At 58.4% G+C, this 25,764-nt stretch carries 23 protein-coding genes; 15 read left to right on the forward strand and 8 right to left on the reverse strand.

All coding sequences use genetic code 11. The features are described from left to right. The first annotated feature begins 34 nt into the window (after nt 1–34). From ABD903_RS01695 to ABD903_RS01705, 3 genes are all read left to right on the forward strand, one after another. Complete coding sequence (locus ABD903_RS01695) at nt 35–943, forward strand: ChaN family lipoprotein (RefSeq protein ID WP_345220796.1); 909 nt, start codon at nt 35–37, stop codon at nt 941–943. A 97-nt stretch (nt 944–1,040) separates the two neighbouring features. Continuing rightward, the gene (locus tag ABD903_RS01700) at nt 1,041–1,610 is read left to right on the forward strand and encodes an NYN domain-containing protein (RefSeq protein WP_345220797.1); all 570 of its coding nucleotides are present in this window, start codon (nt 1,041–1,043) and stop codon (nt 1,608–1,610) included. A gap of 112 nt (nt 1,611–1,722) precedes the next feature. Further along, nucleotides 1,723–2,463 carry a YqjF family protein gene (locus ABD903_RS01705; RefSeq protein WP_345220799.1) on the forward strand — a complete coding sequence of 247 codons (741 nt, stop codon included), beginning with the start codon at nt 1,723–1,725 and terminating at the stop codon, nt 2,461–2,463. 56 nt (nt 2,464–2,519) lie between these two features. Here the strand turns inward: ABD903_RS01705 and ABD903_RS01710 are convergent, their stop codons facing one another. Beyond that, nucleotides 2,520–2,876, reverse strand: coding sequence for a HesB/IscA family protein (locus tag ABD903_RS01710; protein ID WP_345220801.1), 357 nt, complete (start codon nt 2,874–2,876; stop codon nt 2,520–2,522). Between the two features lie 203 nt (nt 2,877–3,079). Here ABD903_RS01710 and ABD903_RS01715 point away from each other — a divergent pair, with 203 nt between their 5' ends. Then, nucleotides 3,080–3,613 carry a DUF7935 family protein gene (locus ABD903_RS01715; protein WP_345220803.1) on the forward strand — a complete coding sequence of 178 codons (534 nt, stop codon included), beginning with the start codon at nt 3,080–3,082 and terminating at the stop codon, nt 3,611–3,613. Nucleotides 3,614–3,770: 157 nt separating this feature from the next. On the opposite strand, the gene bshA is transcribed toward ABD903_RS01715, so the two are convergent. Continuing rightward, nucleotides 3,771–4,910 carry an N-acetyl-alpha-D-glucosaminyl L-malate synthase BshA gene (gene bshA, locus ABD903_RS01720; RefSeq protein WP_345220804.1) on the reverse strand — a complete coding sequence of 380 codons (1,140 nt, stop codon included), beginning with the start codon at nt 4,908–4,910 and terminating at the stop codon, nt 3,771–3,773. A gap of 384 nt (nt 4,911–5,294) precedes the next feature. After that, on the reverse strand, nt 5,295–8,300 hold the full coding sequence (locus ABD903_RS01725; protein ID WP_345220806.1) for a serine hydrolase domain-containing protein: 3,006 nt from the start codon (nt 8,298–8,300) through the stop codon (nt 5,295–5,297). A gap of 502 nt (nt 8,301–8,802) precedes the next feature. On the opposite strand from ABD903_RS01725, the gene mutL reads away from it, so the two are divergent. Genes mutL through ABD903_RS01740 form a run of 3 tightly spaced genes read left to right on the forward strand, consistent with a single transcriptional unit; the run spans nt 8,803 to nt 12,510 of the window. Further along, a complete protein-coding gene (gene mutL, locus ABD903_RS01730) occupies nt 8,803–10,779 on the forward strand; it encodes a DNA mismatch repair endonuclease MutL (RefSeq protein WP_345220808.1) in 1,977 nt (658 codons plus the stop codon). 41 nt (nt 10,780–10,820) lie between these two features. After that, on the forward strand, nt 10,821–11,606 hold the full coding sequence (locus tag ABD903_RS01735) for a rhomboid family intramembrane serine protease (protein ID WP_345220810.1): 786 nt from the start codon (nt 10,821–10,823) through the stop codon (nt 11,604–11,606). Between the two features lie 13 nt (nt 11,607–11,619). After that, the gene (locus ABD903_RS01740; protein WP_345220811.1) at nt 11,620–12,510 is read left to right on the forward strand and encodes a rhomboid family intramembrane serine protease; all 891 of its coding nucleotides are present in this window, start codon (nt 11,620–11,622) and stop codon (nt 12,508–12,510) included. A gap of 47 nt (nt 12,511–12,557) precedes the next feature. Here the strand turns inward: ABD903_RS01740 and ABD903_RS01745 are convergent, their stop codons facing one another. From ABD903_RS01745 to tilS, 5 genes are all read right to left on the reverse strand, one after another. Continuing rightward, nucleotides 12,558–13,274: a TIGR04283 family arsenosugar biosynthesis glycosyltransferase gene (locus ABD903_RS01745; RefSeq protein WP_345220813.1), complete on the reverse strand. Its 717-nt coding sequence runs from the start codon at nt 13,272–13,274 to the stop codon at nt 12,558–12,560. Between the two features lie 60 nt (nt 13,275–13,334). After that, nucleotides 13,335–14,045, reverse strand: coding sequence for a DNA alkylation repair protein (locus ABD903_RS01750; RefSeq protein ID WP_345220814.1), 711 nt, complete (start codon nt 14,043–14,045; stop codon nt 13,335–13,337). 2 nt (nt 14,046–14,047) lie between these two features. Further along, entirely contained in the window at nt 14,048–14,680 is a 633-nt protein-coding gene (locus tag ABD903_RS01755; protein ID WP_345220816.1) for a macro domain-containing protein, read from the reverse strand. A 109-nt stretch (nt 14,681–14,789) separates the two neighbouring features. Continuing rightward, nucleotides 14,790–15,740 carry a malate dehydrogenase gene (gene mdh / locus ABD903_RS01760; RefSeq protein WP_345220818.1) on the reverse strand — a complete coding sequence of 317 codons (951 nt, stop codon included), beginning with the start codon at nt 15,738–15,740 and terminating at the stop codon, nt 14,790–14,792. A gap of 153 nt (nt 15,741–15,893) precedes the next feature. Then, entirely contained in the window at nt 15,894–17,240 is a 1,347-nt protein-coding gene (tilS, locus tag ABD903_RS01765) for a tRNA lysidine(34) synthetase TilS (protein ID WP_345220820.1), read from the reverse strand. Nucleotides 17,241–17,407: 167 nt separating this feature from the next. On the opposite strand from tilS, the gene ABD903_RS01770 reads away from it, so the two are divergent. From ABD903_RS01770 to ABD903_RS01805, 8 genes are all read left to right on the forward strand, one after another. Next, on the forward strand, nt 17,408–19,129 hold the full coding sequence (locus tag ABD903_RS01770) for an OstA-like protein (RefSeq protein WP_345220822.1): 1,722 nt from the start codon (nt 17,408–17,410) through the stop codon (nt 19,127–19,129). Between the two features lie 122 nt (nt 19,130–19,251). Further along, nucleotides 19,252–20,091 (forward strand): outer membrane protein assembly factor BamD, encoded by an 840-nt coding sequence (locus tag ABD903_RS01775; protein WP_345220824.1) that lies wholly within the window; start codon nt 19,252–19,254, stop codon nt 20,089–20,091. An 87-nt stretch (nt 20,092–20,178) separates the two neighbouring features. Continuing rightward, nucleotides 20,179–20,523 carry a DNA-directed RNA polymerase subunit omega gene (locus ABD903_RS01780; protein ID WP_345220826.1) on the forward strand — a complete coding sequence of 115 codons (345 nt, stop codon included), beginning with the start codon at nt 20,179–20,181 and terminating at the stop codon, nt 20,521–20,523. 14 nt (nt 20,524–20,537) lie between these two features. After that, entirely contained in the window at nt 20,538–21,089 is a 552-nt protein-coding gene (locus ABD903_RS01785; RefSeq protein WP_345220828.1) for a flavoprotein, read from the forward strand. Between the two features lie 7 nt (nt 21,090–21,096). Continuing rightward, nucleotides 21,097–21,753, forward strand: a complete 657-nt coding sequence (locus ABD903_RS01790; protein WP_345220829.1) for a phosphopantothenoylcysteine decarboxylase domain-containing protein — start codon at nt 21,097–21,099, stop codon at nt 21,751–21,753. Continuing rightward, nucleotides 21,743–22,672 (forward strand): type IX secretion system protein PorD, encoded by a 930-nt coding sequence (gene porD, locus ABD903_RS01795; protein ID WP_486333533.1) that lies wholly within the window; start codon nt 21,743–21,745, stop codon nt 22,670–22,672. The genes ABD903_RS01790 and porD overlap by 11 nt, the downstream gene beginning before the upstream one ends. A gap of 305 nt (nt 22,673–22,977) precedes the next feature. Beyond that, nucleotides 22,978–24,657 (forward strand): DNA repair protein RecN, encoded by a 1,680-nt coding sequence (recN, locus tag ABD903_RS01800; protein ID WP_345220833.1) that lies wholly within the window; start codon nt 22,978–22,980, stop codon nt 24,655–24,657. Between the two features lie 234 nt (nt 24,658–24,891). After that, nucleotides 24,892–25,719, forward strand: a complete 828-nt coding sequence (locus tag ABD903_RS01805; RefSeq protein WP_345220835.1) for an enoyl-ACP reductase FabI — start codon at nt 24,892–24,894, stop codon at nt 25,717–25,719. The last annotated feature ends 45 nt before the right edge of the window (nt 25,720–25,764 follow it).

A 25,764-nucleotide genomic window follows, 5' to 3' on the forward strand; every position in this document is an offset into this window, starting at 1 on the left:
AGCGAGCAGACTTTTCGGCCCCTACTTTTGCTGTATGCGCCTCCTGCCTGTTCTGTTGTTGTTTCTGCTTTCTTCCCTAACTGCATTGGCAGCCAAACTCGAAGTCAGTGCCCCCGACGACCGCCCCGCTTACCGTCTCTTCACCGCCGATGGCAAACCCGTAAGCTTCGAGAAAATGACTAAGGAGCTGGCCACGGCCGACGTCGTTTTCTTTGGCGAGCAGCACAACGACCCCCTGGCGCACTGGCTGGAGCTGCAAGTGGCCAAGGAACTGGCGCAACGCAAAGCCGGCCAACTGGTGCTGGGTCTGGAAATGTTCGAGCGCGACGTGCAGCCCCTGGTGGAGCAGTATAACACCGGCGAGCTGGACGATAAAGCCTTCGAGGAGCAAAGCCGCCCCTGGCCCAACTACAGTACCGACTACAAACCGCTGCTACAACTGGCGCGGCAACAGAAACTGCGCGTGGTAGGTACCAACGTTCCGCGCCGCTACGCTCAGCAGGTAGCCCGGCAGGGTGTCGCTTCCCTCGATGCGCTGCCCACCGAAGAAAAAGCCTGGCTGGCCCCGCTGCCCTTGGTGGTTGATTACACGCTGCCCGGTTACCAGCAAATGGCAAAAATGTTCGGCGGTAGCGCCGCCCACGGTACCGCCGGCCCCGGCCTGCAGCAAATGATTGCGGCCCAGGCGCTGAAAGACGCTACCATGGCCCATTTCATCCGGCAAAGTCGTCAGCCGGGCCAACTGCTGCTGCACATAAACGGTTCTTTCCACTCCGATAATCACGACGGTATCGTGCATTACCTGCGCCAGGCCGAACCGCAACTGCGCATCCGCACCATCAGCACCGTGACGCAGGAACAACTGCAGAAGCTGGACAAGGAGAACCTGAAGAAAGCCGATTATGTGCTGGTGGTGCCGGCGGATATGACCAAGACGTATTAGAAGTAGCGCCGCGGCATGACCGTATACAAGCTATGTGTATGCCTTAAGCGGGGTGAATAGCTCATTACAATCATACCATCTAAAACCTACCACCCATATGCCTAAAACCATCTGGCTCATCGATGGAGCTTATTTACTGAAGTCATCGGCCGCGCACGGCAAGTTCGATTACATCAAGCTCAAGAACGAGCTGGAAGAAATCAACGGGGGCGAGTTCAAGGAAATCTACTACCTGAATTCGGTGAAAGATTCCTCGGCGGCCCAGCAGAATGCCTTTCACAACTGGCTGAAAAGCGCCCCGCCTACCGGCCCCAAAATGCGCGTGAAGCTTTACGGGCTGAAGGAAATGTCGGTGCGCTGCGGGGAATGCGGCCAAACAACAGCTCGGCCCGTGCAGAAAGGCGTAGACGTGGGCATTGCCACGCTCATCATTAAGTTGGCCTCGCAAAACCAGTACGACCGCCTGCTGCTAAGCGCCGGCGACGGGGATTTTGAGGACGCCATCGATTACGTAAAGTCCGAACTGCACAAGGAAATCTGGCTGGCCGGCTTCAGCGGCAACGTGTCGCCTGATTTGCAGAGCTATGCCGACAAAGTCATTTGGCTGGAAAAACACTGGGACCGAATCGGGATGGGTAACAGCCCCGTGGCGGACGAAACGGAGTAATGGCCGCTTGTTCAGTGGTAGAAAACAGTAGCCCAGAAATCAGGTCGTAAAAGGACGGAGAACCAAGTGCGGCGGCACCGGTTAGAGGAGCACAAGCTCCTCGTGCCCGCCCATGCCTACCACTTTCCTCACCGCCGAATGGCGCAACCTGCTCATGGCCAACTACGCCGTGGAGCCGGACATTCTGAAACCCTACTTGCCCTACGGCACCGAGCTCGACGACTTTAATGGCACGTACTACGCCAGCATGGTGGGTTTTATGTTTATGCACACGCGGGTGCGGGGTTTCAGCGTGCCCTGGCACCGGCACTTCGAGGAAGTAAACCTGCGCTTTTACGTGCGCCACCGCGACCCGCACCACGGTTGGCGGCGTGGGGTGGTATTCGTAAAAGAAATTGTGCCGCGGCCCATGATTGTGGCCGTAGCCAACACCTTTTACGGCGAGAAGTATGCGGCCCTGCCCATGCGCCACCAGTGGCGCGCCAATGCCGAAGCCGGCACCCTCGACGTGGAATACGGCTGGCGGGTAGGGGCGGAGTGGAACCACCTGCGCGCCACCGTAGAGCAAGCCGTGCACCCCATCGAGGTCGGTTCCGAAGCCGAGTTCATCACCGAGCACTACTGGGGCTACACCCGCCGCGGCCCGCAGCGCACCGACCAATACGAGGTGGTGCACCCGCGCTGGGATGCCCACCGCGTGTTGCAGTACGATATGCACTGCAGCGTGGCTCAGCTTTACGGCGCGGCTTTCGTAGAGCCACTGGCCCAGGCGCCGCGTTCGGTGTTTATGGCGGCTGGCTCGGAGGCACGGGTAATGGGAGGAGCCCGCATTACGTTAGACCAAGCCACGTAAAAAAGCCCGACCCGCAGGCGCGGACCGGGCTTTCAGAAAACTGCAGAGGGAACTGCTTACGCCGAGAACGACGAGCCGCAGCCGCAGGTGCTCTTGGCTTGCGGGTTGTTGAACACGAAGCCGCGGGCGTTCAGGCCGTCCTGGAAGTCTACTTCCATGCCCAGCACGTACATCGCGTGTTTCTTGTCCATCACCAGCAGTACACCGTCGAGTTCGTAGGTTTCGTCCTGGTCTTTGGGCTTGTCGAAGCCGAGCAGGTAGCTCAGGCCCGAGCAGCCGCCGCCCTGTACGCCAATGCGCAGGCCGTACTCGGTCGGGACTTTCTTCTCGACCAAGATGTTTTTTACTTCCTCCAACGCACGCGAGGTGAGCGTGATGGGAGCCGTTTTAACGGGAGCAGTGGCAGTGGCCATAGTCAAGAGAAGTTGCGGTAGAGTCGTCAGGTAAAAGGCTTTGCAGCCGACGCCGTAAAGATACGGCTTGCACGGTATTGCGCCGTGATATTCCCTTAACAGCTACCCCGCACGGCAGGTTCACCGTATTATCTTTGCCGGCCTTTCGGCACCCGTTTTCGTTTCAACTACTGGCTTGGCTTTGCCTGGCGCCTCCACACCGCATGGACACCGCTCTTTTCATTGATCTGCTGAAAATTACCCTGCCCGCCCTCATCGTGGCCGGCACCGCTTACTACCTCATTAAACAGTTCATGGAGAAAGAGCGGCAGAGCCGCTTGCTGGAGCTGCGCCTCGAAGTCAGCAAAACCACGCTGCCGCTGCGTTTGCAGGCTCTGGAGCGTATTACGTTGTTTTTGGAGCGCATTACGCCCAATAATCTCATGGTCCGCCTTAGCTCGGCCGGCCAAACAGCTTCCGAGTATCACCGCCTGCTGCTCACCGAAATTCGGGCCGAGTACGAGCACAACCTTTCGCAGCAGCTCTACATGGGCCCCGATACCTGGAACCACGTGCGGCAGTCGAAGGAGAATATCCTAACGATGATCAATAAAGCCTACCACACGCTGCCCAACCAGCAACAAGCACGCGGCACGGAGCTTGCCAAAAGAGTGCTGGAAACCTTGCTTACCGACGAAGCAGACCCCACGGCCACCGCGTTGTTGGCCGTGAAGCGCGAGGCTGCCGGCCTGTTTTAACCAAAGGTCAGCGCTGCTAAAACGTGACGCTGCTTTAGGTTAACGACTACCACCAGCACCACACGGCGCGAGCGGCGCAGAACCGGGCGGGGCCGGCAAGCTTAGCTTGCCGGCCCCGCGTAGTTGAACGGAATCGTTGTTACGCTCCTGCCATTCCCTACACTTCCGACAGCACCGCGTCGATAGCGCGCTGGTAGCAGGCTTCGTAGCGCGGCAAAATGTTATCCACCGCAAACTCCTCGGCGCGGGCGCGGGCGGCGGCTTTAAAGCGGTTTAGGTTGGCGTCGTCAAGCACGTAAAGGGCGTTTTTGATCATGTCAGCCACGTCGCCTACTTCGCTCACCATGCCGGTTACGCCGTGCAGGTTCAGCTCGGGAATACCGCCGGCATTGGTGCTGACAACCGGCACTTCGCAGGACATGGCCTCCAAGGCCGCCAATCCAAAGCTTTCCTTTTCCGAAGGCATCAGGAACAGGTCCGACACGCTGAGGACTTCCTCCACGGCTTCCAGCTTGCCCAGAAAACGAACGTCGTTGCTGAGCAGGCCCAGCTCGCGGCAGAGCTTCTCGATGCGCGGCCGGTCGGGACCGTCGCCTACGAGCAGCAGCTTAGCTGGCATTTGCTTGCGCACCCCGTCAAAGATGTGCACCACGTCATCGACGCGCTTTACCGAGCGGAAGTTAGACGTGTGAATGAGCAGTTTTTCGCCCTCAGGGGCAATGGCGGTGCGGAAATGTTCCTTGGGCTGCTTCCGAAACCGATCGAGGTTAATGAAGTTCGGAATAACCTCAATGTCCTTTTCAATGGCGAAGTAGCGGTAGGTCTCCTCCTTCAAATCGGCCGAAACCGACGTAACCGCATCCGACTGGTTGATGCTGAACGTTACCACCGGCTCGTAGCTGGCATCCTTGCCTACCAGGGTAATGTCGGTGCCGTGCAGGGTGGTAATTACCGGAATCTGCAGGCCCTTGGTGCGCAAAATCTGCTTCGCCATGTACGCGGCCGAGGCGTGGGGAATGGCGTAGTGCACATGCAACACATCGAGCTTCTCGTTCTGCACAATGTCCACCATCTTCGAGGCCAGCGCCAACTCATAAGGCGGAAACTGGAACAGCGGATAGGGCGGAATGTAAACCTCGTGGTAGAATAGGTTCTCGTTGAAGAAGTCGAGCCGCACGGGCTGGCTGTAGGTGATAAAATGCACGCGGTGGCCCTTCTGTGCCAAGGCTTTGCCCAGCTCGGTGGCTACTACGCCAGAGCCGCCGAAGGTGGGGTAACAGACTATACCGATGTTCATATGCGGGGGTGCGGCGGGCTGGGAGGGACGGGTGGTTTGCTGCCTAACAGCACAACGGGCGGCAAGTTGGGGAAACCGGCAAATATTCTACGCGCTTAATCAAAACTTGATGAACAGCGAAAAACGATTTGCGTGGGTTTCCACCTGCCGGTTAATATCCTTGACGAAGCGTACAGCCTGTTACTTTAAAATTCGTGGCCAAAACACCAGTTTATCTTCCTCGGTAAGGTTTGAGTAACTGAGCCGGAGGCTTCCTTGCCGGTACCAACTCAAACTGCCCGCAAGAAAAAAGCGCGCCGCCCAGAGGACGACGCGCCGGTCAAGGGGTTGCTTGTTCCACACCACATAGTTAAGCTTCCCCTCTAGTCAACAACCCAAATTGGGCTAGGACTTCCCTTTGTCGGTGATGATGGATTTGTAGATAACGTCGTGAATGCGAGTCCGGATGTTGTACTGACGCAGTTTGTTGTTGCCTGCATCGGGGTACACCCGGTTCGATAAGAAAATATACAAAATCTTGTTTTCGGGGTCCATCCACACGCAGGTACCGGTAAAGCCCGTATGCCCGAAAGTACTGGCCGGCGACAGGTTGCTGGTGGGGCCCTCGGGCTTGGTTGGGTCGCCGTGGTCCCAGCCCAGGCCGCGGCGGCCACCGGCTTGGCTGCGGGCAAACTCGGCTACCACGGGCGTGGTGAAGTACCGTTGCCCGCCGTAGCGCCCGTTCTGCAAATCCATTTGCATCAGAATAGCCAGGTCGCGCGCGTTCGAAAACAAGCCCGCGTGGCCCGCTACGCCGCCCATTAAAGCTGCCGACTGATCGTGTACCGAGCCTTGCAGCAGGGCCTTGCGGTAGTAAGTGTCGTTTTCGGTGGGCGCGATGCAGGACTTGGGAAAGCGCTGCAACGGGTTGTACGTCATAGTGTTCAATCCCAATGGCGCGTAAAACTGCTTTTGCAGAAACGTTTCAAGGGGTTGGTTGAGCTGCTTCTCCGCCAAGCGCTTCAGCACAATGAAGCTCAGATCGGAATACTCTACGGGGTACTTGCCGTTCTTGCCCTTCGGCAGCAAACTGCTGCGCTTGATCCAGGTCCACACAGAGTCTTCGGCGGTGCCCACCACGTAAGTTCCCGGAATTACCTCGCGGGAAAATTCATCGGTGCGGGTGCTAGCGTAAAAAGTGGGCTTGAGGCCGGTTTTGGTAACGGTACGCTCCCAGGTGGGAATGCCCGGCTTCAGGCCGGCTTGGTGCATGAGCACATCGCGCACCGTCATGTCCTTTTTGTTCGTGGCCTTCAACTCCGGCATGTACTCCGCAACTTTGGAGTCGAGGTTGATCTTGCCTTCGTCCTTGAGCCACATAATGGCCTGCAGCGTACCAGCAACTTTCGTTACCGAGGCCAGGTCGTACAGGGTTTCGTTGTTAATGGGCTGCGACTTATCGTACGTGGCGTAGCCGTAGCTTTTCTCAAATACCACAGCGCCGTCTTTGGCCACTAGTACCTGGCAGCCGGGGGCGGCGGCGTAAGCAATGGCTTCGGTGGCTACGTTGTCAATCTGGCTGAGCACCCGCGAGTCGAGGCCTACCGCTTCGGGCGTGGCGTAGCGCAAGCGGCGGAAATCGGGCGTAGGCAGGCCCAAGCCCGCTTTCATGGTTTCCGATACCGTAACAGGCAAGCGGCCTACGGCGGGCAGAGCCCCAAACAGCACCTGCGGCACCACGCGCTGCGAAGCCAAGTTGTCTTCGTAGCCACACACCAGGTTGCGCGAGCCTTCCAAGTGTTTAAGAGCGTAGGCGTTACCCATGACCACCACCACCGTTTTCATCGATGGGTTTTCCTGCAGCTTCTTAATGAAACGAAGCGCCCCGTCGCCCAGGCCGTAGTTGTGCACGGGTGTGTTGTTGAGGTTGTGCAGGCTCACCACCACGGTATTGTAGAGGCTGAGTTTGGGCAGCAAACGCTCAAACGTGGAATCGGGGGCGTAGCGGTTCGGGATGGAGTACACCGCGCTGGGCAGGTAGTTCTGCATCATTTGCCCGAAGGCGTTGCCTGTAGGCATGCCCACGGTAATGGTGGCCATGCGCACCGTATCGAGGTGGCTGAAGGGCAAAATATCGTCTTCGTTCTTTACCACCGTAGCGGCGTGCTCGTAGATTTCCTGCTGCACCGTGCGGGCCAGAGGCCGGTCAAGGTTCTGCATCAGGTTGGCCACGTCTACCGACTGTGGGCGGTTCAGGCCTGCCCAGTATTTGGCCCGCAGAATTTTGCGCACCCGCTGGTCCACGTCTTCCGGCGAAATCACGCCGGCGGCCATTTTCTCCTTGATTTTCTGTACGGCTACAGGTACGTCTTCCGAGAAGAGCAGCACATCGTTGCCGGCGGCCAGGGCCAGAGCATCCAGCTCACCCGGCTTGTAGAGGTTCGAAACGCTCTTCATGTTGAGCGCATCGGTAAACACGAGGCCGCGGTAGCCCATCTTCTCCTTCAGCAACCCGGTTACCAGGTTGCGCGAGAGGGTAGTGGTTTGGGTGCGCACCGTGTCGATGAGCGGTACGTAGAGGTGGGCCACCATTACGCCCATTACGCCGGCCTCAAAAGACTTCTGGAAGGGGTAGAGGTCTACGTCGGTGAGGCGGGCCATGTCGGAGTTAATCACCGGAAGGGCTAGGTGCGAGTCTACGTCGGTGTCGCCGTGGCCGGGAAAGTGCTTGGCTACGGCAATTACGCCGTGGTCCTGCAAACCGCGGATATAGGCCAACCCCCGGGTGGTTACCTGCTCTTTGTTCTCGCCAAAGGAGCGGTTGCCGATAACCGGGTTATTGGGGTTCGAGTTGATATCGATTACCGGCGAGAAGCTGATGTGTACGCCCAAGGTCTTGAGCTTGAGCGCAATTTCGCGGCCCATCCGGTAGATGTACTGCTCGTTGTCCATGGCACCAAGCGTCATTTGCTTGGCGAAGTGCATGGAGGAGTCGAGGCGCATATCGAGGCCCCACTCGGCGTCCATGGCTATGAGCAGCGGGGTGCGGGCAGCAGCCTGGTAGCGGTTGGTGAGGCGGGCCTGCCGGCGCGGGCCGCCCTGCAGAAACATCAGACCCCCAATGTTATAGTCGCGAATCAGCCGGTCAATTTGCTGAACGTGCTTTTGGTCTTTGTTGGAGTACGCGGCCACCATGAACAGCTGGCCCAGGCGCTGCTCGGGGGTAAGCGACGCGAAAACCGAGTCGACCCAGTTTTGCTCGGCCGCCGAGCCGGGCTTGGAGCCGTTGTCGTAGGGGTGCGAAAACGACACGATTAGACCTGTAATGGCCAACAGCAGCAGTACCAGTCCAATCCGAAATTCCTTGCCCATTGGCCCCTGAGTCGTGTCGCGTACTAAAAAGTGTTTCACCCTTCCCGCTGCACCGACGCCCTCCGCCAACAGTTGAGCCTGTGGCAAAGGGCGCCCGATTCACGGTGCGGAAAAAACCGACCAAAGCCCGGCAGACGTTGATCGAATAACGTGCCTTGCGGCCCGCAAGCAAAAGCTGGCCACAAACTTACGCATTATTTCCTGTGCCGGATGCGTGCGAATATCAAGCCAACCATCGGCTGATGGCCTAACGGCTTCATTTTCACCGAAAGTTCCGGTTCAGTATAGGAGAAAAACAATATGCATATGCAGGAGCTTGCGTGTCAATGCGTTGAAGAATCTTGGGTGTGCCTTGCCCGCCGGAATTACCTTTGTCCACCGAAAAGCCGTTGGCAACGCCTAACTGAATGGACACATCCAAATAACGTCGGCGCCCGGTTCGTTGTTATGAAAGGCGTCCTTGCGTGGAGGATTTTGCTCGTTCGCATGCTTAGCCGATGTCGGAGTTTTGCCATTCTGAATTTCTTTAACCAGCCGCTCCATGTCCGATATCATTCAACTGCTGCCCGAGTACCTCGCCAACCAAATTGCAGCCGGCGAGGTGGTGCAGCGCCCGGCTTCGGTGGTGAAAGAACTGCTTGAAAACGCGGTAGATGCCAAAGCCACGCACATCCAACTGATTGTAAAAGAGGCCGGTAAACAGCTGGTGCAGGTAGTGGATAACGGCTCGGGCATGAGTGCCACCGACGCCCGCATGAGCCTGGAGCGCCACGCCACCAGCAAAATCCGCACAACCGACGACCTGTTCCGCATTCGTACCCTCGGTTTCCGGGGCGAGGCGCTGGCCTCCATAGCGGCCGTGGCGCAGGTGGAAATTCGCACCAAGCTGCGCCAGCAGGACACCGGTACCCTGCTGCTGGTGGAAGGCTCGCAGGTAAGCAGCCAGCAGCCCACCGCCACCGCCGACGGCACCAGCATAGCCGTGAAGAACCTCTTCTTTAACGTGCCGGCTCGGCGTAATTTCCTCAAGAGCAACGCGGTGGAAATGCGCCACATTCTCGACGAGTTTCAGCATGTGGCGCTGGCCCACCCTGACATTACCTTCACTCTCTACCAAAACGACCTCGAGGTTTTCAACCTGCCCGCCGGCAAACTCAGCCAGCGCATTGTGGCCCTGCTCGGCCAGAGCTACAAGGAGCAGCTGGCGCAGGTAGACGAAGTAACGCCGTTCATCACGGTGAAAGGCTTTATTGGCAAGCCCGAGGCAGCCAAGAAAAGCCGCGGCGACCAGTTTTTCTTCGTCAACGGGCGCTTCATTCGGTCGGCTTACCTGAACCATGCCGTGCTGGCCGCTTACGAAGGCCTGCTTCCCCGCGACACGCATCCGTTCTACGTGCTTTTCCTGGAGCTCGACCCAAAGGCCATTGACATCAACGTGCACCCCACGAAGACGGAAATCAAGTTCGAGGACGAGAAAACCGTGTACGCCATCATGCGGGCTGCCGTGAAGCAGGCGCTGGGCTTGCACAACATGGCGCCTTCTCTCGACTTTGAAAGCGACGTAAACTTTGGACCCTTGCGCGGCATGCGTACCGGCGCGCCCTCCGCCATGGCCGATGAAGACGACGAGGCCGCCATTCACCGCAGCTTTAATCCCCGGTCCGAAGACGGCGGCATCGCGGCCGCTATGGCCGGCGCCGCCTCGGCCGCGCCGCCCTCCCGCGCCCCGCGCTGGCTCGACGAGAAACCCCTCACGCCGCGCCCCACCGAGCAAGCCCGCCAAGCCCTCGACGACTTTTACCGCTCCATTGGGCAAACCCCGCTGGCCGATATTGAGGCCGAAGCGGCAGATTTAGTAGGGGTAGCCCCCGAGCCCGTGCCCACGCTGCCGTTCATGCACCCCGAAATAAATAGTCCGGAGCATGAATCCCGGCCCGAAGCGCCCGCACCCGGCCGCCGCGCCGTGCAGGTGCAGCAGTTTGTGCTGGTACCGGTAAAGTCGGGGCTGATGCTGATTGACCAAGTGGCCGCCCGCGAGCGAATTCTCTACGAGCAGTATCAGGACACGCTCACCAACGAAACCGGTGCCTCGCAGGCCCTGCTGTTTCCGCGCACCGTCACCTTCTCGCCCGCCGATTTTGCCGTGCTGCGCGAAATGACCCACGAGCTGCAAAGCATTGGTTTCCGCTTTTCGGAGTTTGGCCCCACAACCATTGCCGTGGAAGCACTGCCCGCCGAAGTACCTGCCGGTGCCGATGAGAAGTCGTTGCTGGAAGGCCTGCTGGAGCAGTTCCGCATTGGCGGAGCCCGCGCCCAGCTCGACCGCCGCGAGCAGCTGGCCCGCACCCTGGCGCGTCGGGTGGCCGCCAGCGTGCCGGCCCGGCTGGCCGAAATAGAAATGAACGCCTTGGTCGATAAGCTGTTTGCCTGCCAAGTACCCGGCTACACGCCCGATGGCCGCCGCACCCTGGTTATGCTGGAAGCCGACCACCTGCAGGAGTTCTTCCGTAAAGCCTAACCTTGCACCCGTTTCCGTTCCTTTAGTTTCTCCCGACGTCGATGCTCAACCTGACCCCGATGGTGCGCAACCTTCTTTTCCTCAACCTGGGGATGATGTTGCTCACCAGCGCTTTTATGCCCAACCTAATGGGTTGGCTGGCGCTGTACCCCGTGCAATCGGAGCTATTTCAGCCCTTCCAGTTCATTACGTACATGTTTCTGCACGGAGGGCTGATGCACATTTTTGGCAACATGTTCGGCCTGATTTCCTTCGGGCCGATGCTGGAGCAGCGTTGGGGGGCTCAGCGCTTCCTCATGTTCTGGATGATCTGCGGCGTGGGAGCCGGCCTGCTGTACACGGGCATTCGGTATTACGAAGTCAATCAAATGAACAACGACCGGCAAGCGTTCAGGAAAGCCCCTTCGCCGGTTAGGCTAGTCGACTATTATGAAGACCATGCCTCGATGTACAGAGGGTACGAGGAACTGGCCCGGGCCATGAAAAGCGACCCTACAAACGCGGGCTACATCGACGCTGCCGTTAAAAGCGTCGACGGTGCATACCAGGATGCTTTGCGGGTGCCGATGGTGGGTGCCTCCGGGGCCATATTCGGCATTTTGCTGGCGTTTGCCTACCTTTTCCCCAATACGGAACTGATGCTGCTGTTCTTCCCCTTTCCCATTAAGGCGAAGTACTTCGTGACCTTGTATGGCATTTACGAGCTGTATGCTGGCGTGCAGCGCAACCCCGGTGACAACGTGGCACACTTCGCGCATTTGGGCGGAATGTTGTTTGGGTTCCTGCTGTTGAAATACTGGGAAAAGAACCAGTCCCGCTTCTATTGATTTCCCCGTCCTCATGAGCATCATTGCCGATATAAAGACTGCCTTCAGCCGCCGCGACAACGCCCTTAATCAGCTGCTGCTGATTAACGTGCTCGTGTTTGTGGTGCTGGTAGTAATGGAAGCAATTCTGTTTCTCACCGGCGCCAGCTCCGTATTCGCCGTACTGTTGCGCCAGTTGGAAATATCGTCGAACCTGCCCAGCCTGCTTCGTCACCCCTGGACGTTGCTAACCTATGCCTTCACGCACGTCAAGTTCTTTCACATCCTCTTCAATCTGCTGAATCTCTACTGGTTTGGCATGCTGTTGCGGGAGTATCTTGGCGACCGGCGCCTAGTGGGCTTGTATATTTTGGGTGCTTTGGCCGGCGCGGTCCTGTTTCTGCTGAGCTATAACCTACTGCCAGCTTTGCAGCCGAAGCTTGGTACACCCATGATTGGCGCTTCGGCGGCCGTTACGGCCATTATTGTGGGCGCCGCCACACTGTTGCCCGACTACACGTTTAGTATAATTCTGATTGGGCCGGTTCGCATTAAATACATTGCGGCGGTAGTGGTGCTGATTTCCATTGCCGGCATCAGCGGGCAAAACTCCGGTGGCCAGATTGCCCACATCGGCGGTGCTATCATGGGTTTTGTGTTTGTGCGTCAGCTGCAAGCCGGCCGCGACCTGGGCCGCCCCATTCTGGCCGTTGGTGACTGGGTAAGCGGATTGCTGCAAGGCCGGCCGCGGTTGCGGGTGTCGCACCGCAATGCCCCGGCTGCGGCCCCCGGTAAAAACCAAGCACCCTTGGCACAGCCCAAGCAAAACGAAATTGACCTGATTCTGGACAAGATTTCACGCTCCGGCTACGAAAGCCTTTCCAAAGACGAAAAGCAGAAACTCTTCAAAGCCAGTCAGCAATAGCAAGCCCAGAGCTATTCTTGGCGGTCGAGGCATCCTGTGCCAGAGAATCAGATCTTGTCTTGCCGAACGAGCGTCCGGTAGGTCTGCCGCAACTGCGTTTGTCCCAGGCCTAACCGGTAGAGCACGCAAAGCAGCAGAAAAATGCCCTGCAGCCGAAAGACACCGTTGTCTAAGTACTTGCGGGCTGAGGTAACCACCGCCTCGGGCAGCACCACAAACCGACCGTGCCGCCGCAGCCGGGCAATTATTTCCTGATCTTCCAGAATAACCATATCTGGCCGGAAGCCGCCCGCCTGTTCGAATACTTCACGCCGCACAAACAGGCTTTGGTCACCGAAGCGCACGATTTCGGCGGGGAAGCGCGTAAACCAGGCACTGAGCCGCAAAAACCAGTGCGGGTGGTCGAATTGCAGCCGAAAGCAGCCGCTACCGTAACCGCCCGGCCTTAGCGCAGCCCGAATAGTCGTCAGAAAACGTTTGGGCGGCAAGGTGTCGGCGTGCAGGAAGTATAGCAGCTGCCCTTGTGCCTGAGCGGCGCCGTGGTTCATTTGGGCGGCTCGGCCGCGTTCCGTGCACTGAATCACCCGTGCGCCCGCCGCGGCCGCTACGGCAGCCGTAGCATCGGTGCCAGGCGCATCGGCTACAATAATTTCTACCCCGTTTTCAGCCGCTCCGGCTTGCTGCAGGTATTCGACGAGCTGCCCGATACAGGCAGCCTCCTGGTAGGTGGGAATGATGATGCTGATGGAATCGGCGGTAAGCATAGCCCCGAAAACGATGCCGGCCAGTAAGCCGTTGCGTGCAATTACCCGAGCCAGCCGGGGTTACGCGGTTTCCTTCCGCAAGTAATGGTGGCGCTTGGCCGGTTCCAGCCGCTCAATGGCGTAGCGGAGCATGGTGCGGGGCATGCGCAGGCGGTGGTCGTGCAGGAATTCTTCCAACGCCTCTTCGTTGCGTTTGCCTACTTCGCGCAGCAGCCAGCCCACGGCTTTGTGAATGAGGTCGTGGCGGTGGGAGAGGAGTTGCTCGGCTAAGGCAAAGGTGTCGGCAAACTGCCCCTTACGCACGAAAGCCAACGTGGAGACGATACTCATGCGCTGACTCCAGAGGTAGTTTTCGGCGGCTAGCTCGTAAAGCGGCGTGCGGTCCTTGTGCAGCAGGTAAGCGCCCACAATGTGCGGACAGGTTACATCTACTAAGTCCCAATTGTTAACGAAGCGCCGGTTCTGCAGATACCGTTCATAAATAGCCATTTGGCCCGCCGGACCGGCTTTGGGGAATTGCAGCGTCCAGATGATAAGCCCAATGGAGCGGCAGTCGTGCCAAGGGCTTTGCACCAATTGCTCCACTTCGGCCATAGGCAACGTGCGGAATTGTTTGGCTAGCTGGCGCTGCTGGGGCATCGTCAGGCCCAGAAACTGGTCGCCTTCGCCGTATTGGCCGGGTCCGGTTTGGAAGAAGCGCGCCAGCAGCAGTGCCCGTTCGGGGTTAGCCAGGGCATGGATGCGGGTGAGCAGCTCGGCGGCTTTGAACATGATTAGGGAATAGGATACTTCAAGTCGCGCGGGTCGTGGGTGTAGAAGTAAGCGTAATTCGAACGCAACTCTTCCCACCCAGCTTTGGTCGCATACTTTTCGTGCATCACGTCTTCCCAGGCAATGCGCATTTGCCTGGCGCACACCAAGGGCCGGACCTGGCCCACGCCAGTGCCTAGGCCAGGAATAGCTACTGTCTGCACTTTGTCGGCCACCGGCTCACTCGTGCTCAAACGGCCGTGGCGCAGCAACACCAAAATAGCCTTCATTGCCTGGTACACGTTTGGGCCACGCGTGATGGTCATGGGCGTGCGCATAGTGGGGGCCGAAATCAGGTAGGGAAACAACGGGCTACCGGTTTCAATGATTTCGGCCTGCCCAACGAGTAATTCGCCGTAGTGCTTGTCGCGAATGACGCGCTGCAGGTCTTTTTCCAGGTGCCAGCCGAGGTGCTTTGAAATGGCGAAATCGATGCCTCCGTTCATAAAGCCGAAGGAGTTGGCGGGGCTTACGATGGCGTCGGCCGGGTGCTCGAAGATGGACGCATGACGAACGGTGACTTGCGGGACGTCGGCAAATACCAAGGACCAAGCATCGGTTACTTCGGCGTTGGTGTCGATAAGGTTTAAGTGCATGTAAGGGGTTTCAGCACCGGCAATGTACTGCCTCACACGCCTTGCCACCAAACAAAACGGGCCGCTCTGCTGGTGCAGAACGGCCCGTAGCCTTCTTAGTTAGAAGAAATTATGCGTTGGCCGGAGCGGCTTTGCCCATGTTGTCCAAGGCGTCCATTACCTCTTTCACGTGGCCGCGCGAGGTTTCCAGCAACTGCTTCTCGTCGTCGTTCAGCTGCAGCTCGATAACCTTCTCGATGCCGTTTTTGCCGAGGATAACCGGAGCACCCAGGTACACGCCGTTGATGCCGTATTCGCCCTGCAGCTCAATGCACACGGGGAACACACGGCGCTGGTCGCGCACAATGGCTTCTACCATTTGGGCTGCGGCAGCACCCGGAGCGTACCACGCCGACGTGCCCATCAGATCTACTAGCTCGCCGCCACCATTGATAGTACGCTTCACGATGGCATCCAGCTCCGCCTTACCGATCAGCTCGGTTACGGGAATGCCGCCTACGGTGGTGTAGCGGGGCAGCGGTACCATGGTGTTACCATGACCACCCATCAATACAGCTTGAATGTCTTTCGGGCTTACGTTCAGGGCCTCGGCCAGGAACGCGCGGTAGCGAGCGGTATCCAGAATGCCAGCCATGCCAAACACCTTCTCGCGGGGCAGGCCCGAGGTGAGGTGTGCCTGATAGGTCATCACGTCCAGCGGGTTCGACACCACGATGATGATGGCATTCGGCGAGTACTTCAGAACGTTCTCGGTTACCGTCTTAACGATGCCGGCGTTAATCGAAATGAGGTCGTCACGAGTCATACCGGGCTTGCGGGGCAGGCCCGAGGTAATAACCACTACTTCCGAGCCGGCGGTGCGGGAGTAATCGTTGGTTACGCCCACCGTACGTGTGTCGTAGCCGATGATGGGGGCCTTTTGCCAGATGTCAAGGGCTTTGCCTTGGGCAATGCCTTCCTTGATGTCAACCAGAATTACTTCGTTGGCAATTTCGCGGGTGGCGAGAACATCGGCGCACGTAGCGCCCACGTTTCCGGCCCCTACAACGGTTACTTTCATGGGGAGTCAGTTGGAAATGGGAAAACGGGTTCGGGGCGCTAAAGTACGCACGGGCGCTTAGAGGCAGGTACTGAAAGCCTAGTTTTTCGCCGAAGCAATTATACCCGAACCTGTCCCGCTGTTGGAAAGCAGCGTCGCAACTTCGAAGCGAGGTTACGCCTGCGGTTGGTTGCGCTTCAGCCGCACTTCCAGCACGCGCTGGGTTTCTTCGGTCACTTTGTAGCGGTCATCGGGGCGCAAGCCTATTACCCAAGCCACGCGGCCGTCGGGCGCGGTGAGCAGGCGCACACGGTCTTTCAGGTTCAGCGGCACTTTCTGATCGATGAGAAAGTCGCTGATTTTCTTTTTGCCTTTCAGGCCAATGGGCATAAACCACTCGCCCTCGCGCCAGCGGCGCAGCGTGAGCGGAAACCCGAGCTTGTCGGCATCAAAAGCGGCTACGTCCTTGGCCCGACTGATCTGATAACCTTCGGCGGGCAATTGCTTTATGGTGAGGCGCAAATCCTCCACTACCAACTCGGGCTGGCCTTCGGGCCACTGGTAAGTGCCGAAGCTCGTCAGATTTTTGGGCGTAACTACCAGTTGGTCGCGGTCCTTCACCAGCCGGTGCGTGGGCGACTCGAACTGCCGGCCTGACACCGCGTGAAACGACGCCACAATGTCTTTCACCGTCAGCCAGGGAAAGTAAAACGGCCGCAGCAACTCGTGCAGCACCAAGGCCGCGGCGGGTGTAGCCTGCAGCGTAGCAATGTTGAAGTACACGGCATCAGGCTCGTCGCGGCGGGCTTGGCGGGCCGTTTCGTCCACAAAATGCTGCACCAGGGCCTCGGCGCCGCGTACGCGCTCGGCCGTGTTCTGCAGGGTTTGGTCGAGGTTGGGATTTAGCTCGCGCAGCACCGGAAGCACCTCGTGGCGCAGCTTGTTGCGCTGGTACAGGGTGCTGTCGTTGGAGGCGTCTTCGCGCCACACGAGGCGGTTCTCCACTAAGTAATCGTACAAATCTTCTTTGCCCAGGATTAGCAGCGGGCGCACCACGTGGCCCTGGCGCACCGGAATGCCGTGCAAGCCAGCCAGGCCGGTGCCGTGGGTGAGGTTGAGCAGCATGGTTTCGGCGGCGTCGCGCTGGTGGTGGGCGGTAGCCACGTAGCTCAGTTGCTGGGTGCGGCGCAGTTGCTCAAACCACTGGTAGCGCAGTACCCGGGCCGCCATTTGCGTGGAAAGTCTTTCCTGCTCGGCAAAGCCCTTGGTGTCGAAGAACTCGGCGAAGTAAGGAGCATTGTATTTCTTGGCCAGCTTGCGCACAAACTCCTCGTCGGCATCGGCTTCTTCGCCGCGCAGCCCGAAATGGCAATGAGCCACGGCCAGCTGCACGCCCAGCTTGTCGAGCACATCGAGCAGCACCACGGAGTCCATGCCGCCGCTCACGGCCACAAGAATGGGGTCGTCGGTAGGGTTAAAAAGCTGATTTTCGGTTATAAATTGGCGGACGCGGTCGAGCATGGCGCAAAGGTAGGCGAGGGGCCGGGGAAGTGGAAGAGCGGTAAGTAAGGATGCTGCCCTCTTTGATTCGCGGCGGAGGGCTTTGTTCAGCTTGGGTATCGTGTTTTGCACGCACCAATTCCGAACCCTGTGCGTTAGGGCGGGGGTTCCGTACTTTTGCGCCCCTGATGCACTTTCGTTTTCTCCTTTTTGCTTTGCTATTGCTGCTGACGTTGCCCCGGGCGACGTGGGCGCAGCGCCGCACTGCCCCGGCTAAAGCCCAAGATACGCCCCCCAAGGCCCAGCGCGTAGAGCTGCTGCCGGGCGCCGGCCAGCTTATTGGCGGCGACTTTAACGGCCGGCAAATCCGCAAACTCATCGGCAACGTGGGCTTTAAACAGGGCGACACCTTCCTGTACTGCGACTCGGCCTATCAGTACCTCGACCAAAACGCCATTGAGGCCTTCAGCAACGTTCGCATTATTCAAAACGACACCGTTACCATTACCGGCGACCGGGGCTACTACGACGGCGAAAAGCGCACGGCCCGCATAACCGGCAACGTGGTGCTACGCGACCCGCGCATCACGCTCACCACCCAGGTGCTCGATTACGACCTGAACCGGAAGCTGGCTTATTACAGCACCGGCGGCCACCTCACCGACCCCGAAAACACCCTCGACAGCCAGAAGGGCTATTACAACACCCAAACCCAAGTATTCAGCTTCCGCACAAACGTGAAGCTGGTCACCAAGGACTACACAATCACCAACGACACCCTGCAGTACAACACCCAAAGCAAGGTGGCGTACTTCTTCGGCCCCACGCGCATTGTGGGCAAGCAGGGAAATATATATGCCGAAAAAGGCGAGTACAACACCGTGACGCGGGTTTCCGACTTCAAGCGCAACGCTAAAATCGAGACGCCTAATTACCTACTGGGCGGCGACCAGCTGGTGTACGACGAGGCCCGGCAGTACGGCGTGGCCCGCGGCAACGTGTCGATGACCTCCAAGAAAGACAACGTGGTGATTCGCGGCGACGTGGGCCGCTACTGGCGTGCTACCGGCCGGGCCAAAGTGCACGGCTCACCCGTAATGCGCAGTATTACCAGCCGCGACACACTATACCTCGCCGCCGATACGCTGGTAAACGTGGAGTCGCGCGAAAACGACCCCGGCATTGTGTACGCCTACCGCAAAGTGCGCATCCTGCGGGGTGCTGACCTGCGCGGCCGCGCCGATTCGCTCACCTACAACCGCCGCGACTCGGTTATTTACCTGAACCGCAACCCCATTCTCTGGAACGAGAAAAACCAGCTCACCGCCGACTCCATGGAGGTGCGCATGCGCCGCCAGAAAATCGACCAGATGCGGCTGTACGCCAACTCATTCATCGTTGGGCAGGACACGCTTCTGGACTTCAACCAAGTGAAGGGCCGCAACATGGTGGCCTACTTTCAGGATAGTAAGCTGAAAAGAGTAGATGTACTGGGCAACGCCGAAAGCGTGTACTATGCCCTAGAGGGCGACACGGCCGTCACGGGCGTGAACAAGGCCGTGTCGGCTACCATGGCCCTGCGCTTCGCCGATAGCAAGCTGCAAACCATCACCTTCGTAACCAACCCCGACGCCAGCTTCATTCCACCCCACGAGCTGAAGGAAGAAGATCAAAAACTTAAAGGGTTCCGCTGGCTCATCGACCAGAAACCCCCCCGGCGTGCCGTGCTGGGCAAGCATTTTGCGCCGCCCGTTAAAGCCAAGCCCAAGGTCAAAGCAAAGCCTTCTAAAGCCAAAACAACCAAGCCGGCTGCGCCCAAAACCAGGAGCGCTCCTAGGCCGGCTCCCAAGAAAGCGGCCCCGCTGGCGCAGAAGCCCGCCGCCAAGCCGGCGCCGCGCACCAAACCATAGTTCTGATTGTTAACCCCTGCGGCGGCCAATGCGCATCGGGCGCAACCTCCCGGCCCCGGCTGGTATCCTGTATCTGAGCCACTTTTGCGTTCGGCCGCCAATCCGTTACCTTTGCCTTCCTTATGCCCGCATTCCGCCTCCGTGTTCTTGCCCTGCTGCTGAGCCTTGCCGTGCTCGGCGCCTGCAGCCCATACCAAAAGCTGCTGAAGAGCACCGACGTAAACGAGCGGTACCAAGCCGCTGTGAAGTACTTCGAAAAAGGGGACTACTTCAAGGCTCAGGGCCTGCTGGAACCGTTGATTCCGCTGCTGAAAGGCCGCCCCGAAGCCGAAAAGGCCGAGTTCTACTTTGCGCGCTCGAACTACGAAGAAGGCAACTACACGCTCAGTGCCTACTACTTCCAAACGTTTGCCGAAACCTACCCATCGTCTCCATACGCCGAGGAGGCCCTGTTCATGCACGCCAAGTCGCTGTTTCGCGACTCTCCCGAGTACGAACTGGATCAGACGAACACCATTACGGCCATCGAATCGATTCAGCAGTTTCTGAACCGTTTCCCGGAAAGCAAGTTCCGCCCCGAAACGGAGAACATGTCGAACGAGCTGCAGAAGAAGCTGGAAGTAAAGGCTTTCGAATCGGCCAAGCTGTACTACTCCGTGCGCTACTACCAGTCGGCGGTGGTAGCCTTCAATACCTTCCAGCAGCAGTACCCGTCGTCGCTGTACGGCGAGCAGGCAGCTTACCTGAAACTGGTGTCACAATATGAACTGGCCCGCGAAAGCGTGGAGGAAAAGCAGCGCGAGCGGTACTTGGAAACCGTAGCTTACTACCAGACCTTCGTGGATACCTATCCGCAAAGCAAAAACCTGAAAGACGCCGAAGGGTACTACGACAACGCCCGAAAGTTCCTCAAAGACAACCCCGACGTGGCTACCAAGGCTACGCAAGCCAACAATAATTAATGGCTGAATGGCCCAGTGGTTGGTGGCTTATCCCACCACGCCAGCAACCGGTCATTTAACCATCCAGCCGTTTAACTCAACCTCCCCATGAAAGTACCGAGCAACGTTCCCGCTTCCATCGTTACGCGTAACCTGTCGGATTTCACCAACGAAACCGGCAACGTTTACGAGTCCATCTCCATCATTTCGAAGCGTGCCAACCAGATTTCCGTGAAGATCAAGGAAGAGCTGAACGGCAAGCTGGCCGAGTTTGCCACCACTGTGGACAACTTGGAAGAAGTGTTCGAGAACCGCGAGCAAATCGAAATCAGCAAGCACTACGAGCGCATGCCCAAGGCCACGAACCTCGCCATTGAGGAGTTCATGGAAGGCAAAGTGACGTTCCGTCACCCCTCGGAAGAGGAACTGCCCAGCGACACGAAAGCTGAATAATTAGCCCCGCACGCATGCTGGCCAACCGCCGCATTCTGTTGGGCGTGAGCGGCAGCATTGCCGCCTACAAATCGGCCGCGCTGGTGCGGCTGCTCATCAAAGCCGAAGCCGAGGTGCAGGTTATCCTGACGCCCTCGGCTTCGGCTTTTGTGACGCCCCTTACCTTGGCCACGCTTTCTAAGCGACCGGTACTGCAGGGCTTTTTGCAGGATGAGAAATCCGGGGTGTGGCACAACCACGTGGACTTGGGCCTTTGGGCTGACGTGCTATTGGTAGCCCCAGCCAGTGCCAACACCCTGGGTGCTATGGCCAACGGCCTGTGCCCGAATCTGCTGGCGGCCGTTTACCTTTCGGCCCGCTGCCCGGTGCTGGTGGCACCCGCCATGGACCTCGATATGTACCAGCACCCAGCCACACAACGCAACCTTGCCCTGCTGCGCCAAGATGGCGTACACGTGCTCGATTCGCCAGCCGGCGAGCTGGCCAGCGGCCTCGTGGGCCCCGGCCGCATGCTGGAGCCCGAGCAGTTGCTGGCGGCAGTAGCCGGCCTGTTTCCTAACTCCTAAGCCCACCATGCGCGTTCTGCTAACGGCCGGTCCCACCTACGAGCCCATCGACCCGGTGCGCTTCATTGGTAACCACTCCACGGGAAAAATGGGCTATGCCCTGGCCGAAGCATTTGCCGAAGCCGGTTTTTCGGTCACGCTGGTGAGCGGCCCGTCGGCTTTAACGGTGGCGCACCCGTCTATTGAGCTGGTGCGTGTGCAAACGGCCGAGGAAATGTTCCGCGCCGCCGCCGCCGTGGCACCCGAAGCCCACGTATGGGTGTTTGCCGCCGCCGTAGCCGATTACCGCCCGCGCACCGTGGCGGCTGAGAAAATCAAGAAGCGCGACGACGGGGAAGACGTGCTGGTGCTGGAGCTGATAAAAAACGTAGACATTGCCGCCATGCTGGGGCAAACCAAGCGGGCTGAACAATTTTCGGTGGGTTTTGCGTTAGAGACACACGAGGAGCTGGCCCATGCCCAGGGCAAGCTGCGTCGTAAAAACTTTGATATGGTGGTGTTAAATTCGTTGCGCGACGCCGGCGCCGGTTTTCGCCACGATACCAACAAAATTACCCTGGTGGAGGCCGACCGCGTGACGCCATTCGACCTCAAACCCAAGGCCGATGTTGCCCGCGACATTGTTTCCGCCATTCTAGCCCGCCTCAATGCCCATGTTGCGTAATCGTTTGTTCTGTTGCTTGGCTGTACTGGCCGTTTTCCTCGGGTTTGCCATGCCCACCCGTGCGCAGGAGTTGCTCACGACGGTAGACGTGAAGGCCGAAAACGTGACCATTACCGACCCGCAGCTGCTGCGCCAGATGCAAACTGACATCACGCAGTTCATGAACCGGGCTTGGACCAACGACGTGTACAAGCCCGATGAGCGCATCCGCTGCCGGATGTACATTAGCATTCAGAGCATTCCGCAGAACGGGGTGTATGGCGCCACGGTGCGTATTTTCAGTACGCGCCCCGTGTACGGCACCAGCTACGAAACAAACCTGCTGAACTACGCTGAGGGCTGGACGTTCAGTTACCTGCCCGGGCAGCCGCTGAATTTTTCGGAAAACACCTACGTCAATAATCTCTCGTCCATCCTGAGCTTCTACGCCTTCGTCATCATCGGCATGGACCAGGATTCGTTTTCGCCGCTGGGTGGCTCGCGCACCTACGACCGCGCCCGCAATATCCTGCAGGTAGCCGCTACACAAGGCACCGACGGCGACGACGGCTGGAAAGACAACGGCAAGGCCAACCAGCGCAGCCGCTTTGCCCTGCTCAATGGCCTGCAGGACCCGCAGTTGGAGGCGTTGCGCACGGCGGTGTACAGCTACTACCGCCAAGGCCTCGATATTTTCATCCAGAAGCCCGAAGACGCCCGCGCCAGCATCTTAACCGCGCTTCAGGGCGTGCAGCAGGCCAACCAGCGCCGCCCCGGTTCCACGCTCATCCGCTCGTTCTTCGAAACCAAAGCCGATGAAATTGCCAACATTTACCGCAGCAGCAGCAAGCCCGAGCAAAAGCAGGCCGCGGTTGCCTTATTGCAGGAAGTAGATCCTACCAATACGGCCAAGTACCAAACCATTCTTCAGAAGCGTTAGAATACCAACTAGCCATAACAAAGAGTCCGCGCCTCAGCGCGGACTCTTTGTTTTTGTGTGCTCCCAAATTCCGAAAGCGGAGAATAGAGGAAAATGTGGTTTTTGAAATTTAGCAACGTGCTAAATTTTATTATCTGGGCTGAAGTTGGTTTCAAGCCGCTTTTAAGAGTGTATGTGCTAAATAGGTTGGGGTAGGGGGTTGCGTGTCTGCTAAATGATTTAGTAGGTTTGTAATCTGCTGACCTCTGGTTGCTTGACAGCCGCGGAGCTTGGCTTCCCTATCGTCTCACGCAACCATTGCCCTTATGCTGGTTGACCTTCGCATACAGAACTACGCCCTTATTGAGGCGCTAGAGCTGCGTCCCTCGGCGCTGCTCAACATTATTACCGGCGAAACCGGCGCCGGCAAGTCCATCATGCTGGGTGCTATTGGCCTGCTGTTGGGCAACCGCGCCGATTCCAAGCTGCTCTTCAACACTGACAAGAAATGCGTCATTGAAGGGCAGTTCGACATTTCGAATTACCAGCTACAGGACATCTTCGAGGCCGAAGACCTGGACTACGATGCCCAGTGCATCCTGCGGCGCGAAATCAGCCCTTCGGGGAAGTCCCGGGCGTTTGTAAACGACACCCCGGTAACGGTGGAAACGCTGCGTAAAATCGGGGCGAACCTGATGGACATTCACTCCCAGCACGACACGCTGCTGCTTGGGGACCCAGTGTTTCAGCTCAACCTCATCGACCTCTACGCCGGCCTAGTGCCCACGCGCACGCAGTACGGCAACGCCTTCCGCCAGTACCGCAAGCTGGCTGCTGACCTAAAGTCGTTGGAAGACCAGGTGGCGCAGGCTAATAAGGAACTGGATTACCACAGCTTCCTGCTTAGTGAGCTGGAAGAAGCCAAGCTCGATGGCGAAGACCAAGAAGCGCTGGAAGCCGAGATAAAGGAGCTGGAACATGCCGAAGAAATCAAGCTGAAACTGAGCGGCGCGTTGCAGGGCCTTTCGGAGGGCGAATACTGCGCTACTGGCAGCTTAAAAGAGGCATCTACCTTGCTGGGCCAGATTGCGGCGTATTCGGAAGCCGCCCGGCAGCTGAAGGAGCGGCTGGATTCCTGCCTGATTGAGCTACGCGACGTGGCCGATGAAGCCGAGCAAGCCGAGCAGCGCACCGAAGCCGACCCCGTGCGCCTCGACGAGCTGCAGCAGCGCCAGAATATCATCTTCAACCTGCAGCGCAAGCACCAGGTGCGCGACGTAACCGAGCTGCTGGCCGTACGCGACGAACTGCGAGAGAAAGTCGGCTCGGTGCTCAACCTCGACAAGGAAATCAGCCGCCTGCGCAAGGATGCCGAAGGCGCTTTGGCCACCGTGCAGAAGCGCGCCACGCATCTGTCGGAGCAGCGCCGCAAGGCTTTCCCGCTGTTCGAGCGGGAACTGGCTGACCTGCTAGCCGACTTGGGCATGCCCAACGCCCGCTTGGTGGTGCAACACCACACCGGCCAGCCCGCTACCAGCGGCACCGATGTAATTAGCCTGCTTTTCACGGCCAACAAAGGAGCTCAGCCGCAAACGCTGAGTAAGGCGGCTTCGGGCGGTGAATTCTCGCGCCTGATGCTGTGCGTGAAGTACCTGCTGGCCGATAAAACCGCCTTGCCCACCATCGTATTCGACGAAATTGATACCGGCATTTCCGGTGAAATTGCCGTGAAAGTGGGCCGGATGATGCAGCAAATGGCCAAGAAGCACCAACTCATTGCTATTTCGCACCTGCCGCAAATGGCGGCTTCGGGCCACGCCCACTTCTTCGTCTACAAAGAAGACCGCGCCGACCGCACCGTAAGCCGCATCCGGAAACTCAGCGAAGATGAGCGCATCCACGAAATAGCCCAGATGATTTCCGGCGCCCGCCCGAGCGAAAACGCCGTGCAAAGCGCCCGGGAGCTGCTGGCTCTGCGTGGCGAAAGCGACTTGGTGGCAGCGTAGTTTCAGAAGTCCGGTTTTTCCGTAGAACGTCGTTTACAGACCGTCATGCCGAGCGCAGCCGAGGAAGCTCGCGTGTTTGCTCAGATGTGTCAGGAGTCAGTACGCGAGATGCCTCGACTACGCTCGGCATGACGCGCTTGTATGGCAGAAAAAGCGGCTAGTCGGTACCTTCGGCGTGAAACCCTATTTTTGCTCGTCGCAAAGACCTTCCTCCGACTCGACCACTCATCTTTTATGGCCAACAATCTACTCGCCGGCAAGCGCGGCATCATCTTCGGCGCCCTTAACGAACAGTCCATTGCCTGGAAGGTAGCCCTGCGCTGCCACGAAGAAGGCGCCACGTTTGTGCTCAGCAATGCGCCGCTGGCCATGCGTATGGGCGAAATCAACAAGCTTTCGGAGCAGTGCAACGCGCCTATTATCGGGGCCGATGCCACGCTGGTAGAAGACCTGGAAAAGGTGTTCAGCGGCGCAGTAGAGCAGCTCGGCGGCAAAATCGACTTCGTGCTGCACTCCATTGGCATGAGCCCGAACATTCGCAAAGGCAAGCACTACGGCGAGCTGAACTACGACTGGTTCCAGAAGACGCTTGACATTTCGGCTTTGTCGTTCCACAAAATGCTGGCCGTGGCCGAGAAGCAGGACGCCCTAAACGAGTGGGGTTCGGTGGTGGCTTTGTCGTACATCGCTGCCCAGCGTGCCTTCCTCGATTACACCGATATGTCGCAGGCCAAGGCGGTGCTTGAAAGCATTGCCCGCAGCTACGGCCAGCGGCTGGGTACCTCGAAAAAAGTGCGCGTGAATACCATCAGCCAGTCGCCCACGAAAACCACGGCCGGCACCGGCATCAGCGGCTTCGATGCATTCTTCGAGTACGCCGACCGCCTCTCGCCGTTGGGCAACGCGCCCGCCGAAGCCTGCGCCGACTACTGCGTGAGCCTGTTCTCAGACCTGACGCGCTACGTGACCATGCAAAACCTCATGCACGACGGCGGCTTCAGCACCACCGGCATTTCAGAAGCCATGGTGGAAGCAATTACGGCAGCTACCAAGGAGGCATAGAGTTACTAAAACTGATTCAATAGAAAAGCCCGGCCGTGAGGTCGG

The sequence above is a fragment of the Hymenobacter koreensis genome, assembly GCF_039541855.1.
GTDB lineage: Bacteria > Bacteroidota > Bacteroidia > Cytophagales > Hymenobacteraceae > Solirubrum > Solirubrum koreensis.

Excerpts from the sequence above, each read along its gene's own strand:
- ABD903_RS01695 (WP_345220796.1), top strand. The coding sequence starts at position 35 with ATGCGCCTCCTGCCTGTTCTGTTGTTGTTTCTGCTTTCTTCCCTAACT.
- ABD903_RS01700 (WP_345220797.1), top strand. The coding sequence starts at position 1,041 with ATGCCTAAAACCATCTGGCTCATCGATGGAGCTTATTTACTGAAGTCA.
- ABD903_RS01705 (WP_345220799.1), top strand. The coding sequence starts at position 1,723 with ATGCCTACCACTTTCCTCACCGCCGAATGGCGCAACCTGCTCATGGCC.
- ABD903_RS01710 (WP_345220801.1), bottom strand. The coding sequence starts at position 2,876 with ATGGCCACTGCCACTGCTCCCGTTAAAACGGCTCCCATCACGCTCACC.
- ABD903_RS01715 (WP_345220803.1), top strand. The coding sequence starts at position 3,080 with ATGGACACCGCTCTTTTCATTGATCTGCTGAAAATTACCCTGCCCGCC.
- bshA (WP_345220804.1), bottom strand. The coding sequence starts at position 4,910 with ATGAACATCGGTATAGTCTGTTACCCCACCTTCGGCGGCTCTGGCGTA.
- mutL (WP_345220808.1), top strand. The coding sequence starts at position 8,803 with ATGTCCGATATCATTCAACTGCTGCCCGAGTACCTCGCCAACCAAATT.
- ABD903_RS01735 (WP_345220810.1), top strand. The coding sequence starts at position 10,821 with ATGCTCAACCTGACCCCGATGGTGCGCAACCTTCTTTTCCTCAACCTG.
- ABD903_RS01740 (WP_345220811.1), top strand. The coding sequence starts at position 11,620 with ATGAGCATCATTGCCGATATAAAGACTGCCTTCAGCCGCCGCGACAAC.
- ABD903_RS01745 (WP_345220813.1), bottom strand. The coding sequence starts at position 13,274 with ATGCTTACCGCCGATTCCATCAGCATCATCATTCCCACCTACCAGGAG.
- ABD903_RS01750 (WP_345220814.1), bottom strand. The coding sequence starts at position 14,045 with ATGTTCAAAGCCGCCGAGCTGCTCACCCGCATCCATGCCCTGGCTAAC.
- ABD903_RS01755 (WP_345220816.1), bottom strand. The coding sequence starts at position 14,680 with ATGCACTTAAACCTTATCGACACCAACGCCGAAGTAACCGATGCTTGG.
- mdh (WP_345220818.1), bottom strand. The coding sequence starts at position 15,740 with ATGAAAGTAACCGTTGTAGGGGCCGGAAACGTGGGCGCTACGTGCGCC.
- tilS (WP_345220820.1), bottom strand. The coding sequence starts at position 17,240 with ATGCTCGACCGCGTCCGCCAATTTATAACCGAAAATCAGCTTTTTAAC.
- ABD903_RS01770 (WP_345220822.1), top strand. The coding sequence starts at position 17,408 with ATGCACTTTCGTTTTCTCCTTTTTGCTTTGCTATTGCTGCTGACGTTG.
- ABD903_RS01775 (WP_345220824.1), top strand. The coding sequence starts at position 19,252 with ATGCCCGCATTCCGCCTCCGTGTTCTTGCCCTGCTGCTGAGCCTTGCC.
- ABD903_RS01780 (WP_345220826.1), top strand. The coding sequence starts at position 20,179 with ATGAAAGTACCGAGCAACGTTCCCGCTTCCATCGTTACGCGTAACCTG.
- ABD903_RS01785 (WP_345220828.1), top strand. The coding sequence starts at position 20,538 with ATGCTGGCCAACCGCCGCATTCTGTTGGGCGTGAGCGGCAGCATTGCC.
- ABD903_RS01790 (WP_345220829.1), top strand. The coding sequence starts at position 21,097 with ATGCGCGTTCTGCTAACGGCCGGTCCCACCTACGAGCCCATCGACCCG.
- porD (WP_486333533.1), top strand. The coding sequence starts at position 21,743 with ATGTTGCGTAATCGTTTGTTCTGTTGCTTGGCTGTACTGGCCGTTTTC.
- recN (WP_345220833.1), top strand. The coding sequence starts at position 22,978 with ATGCTGGTTGACCTTCGCATACAGAACTACGCCCTTATTGAGGCGCTA.
- ABD903_RS01805 (WP_345220835.1), top strand. The coding sequence starts at position 24,892 with ATGGCCAACAATCTACTCGCCGGCAAGCGCGGCATCATCTTCGGCGCC.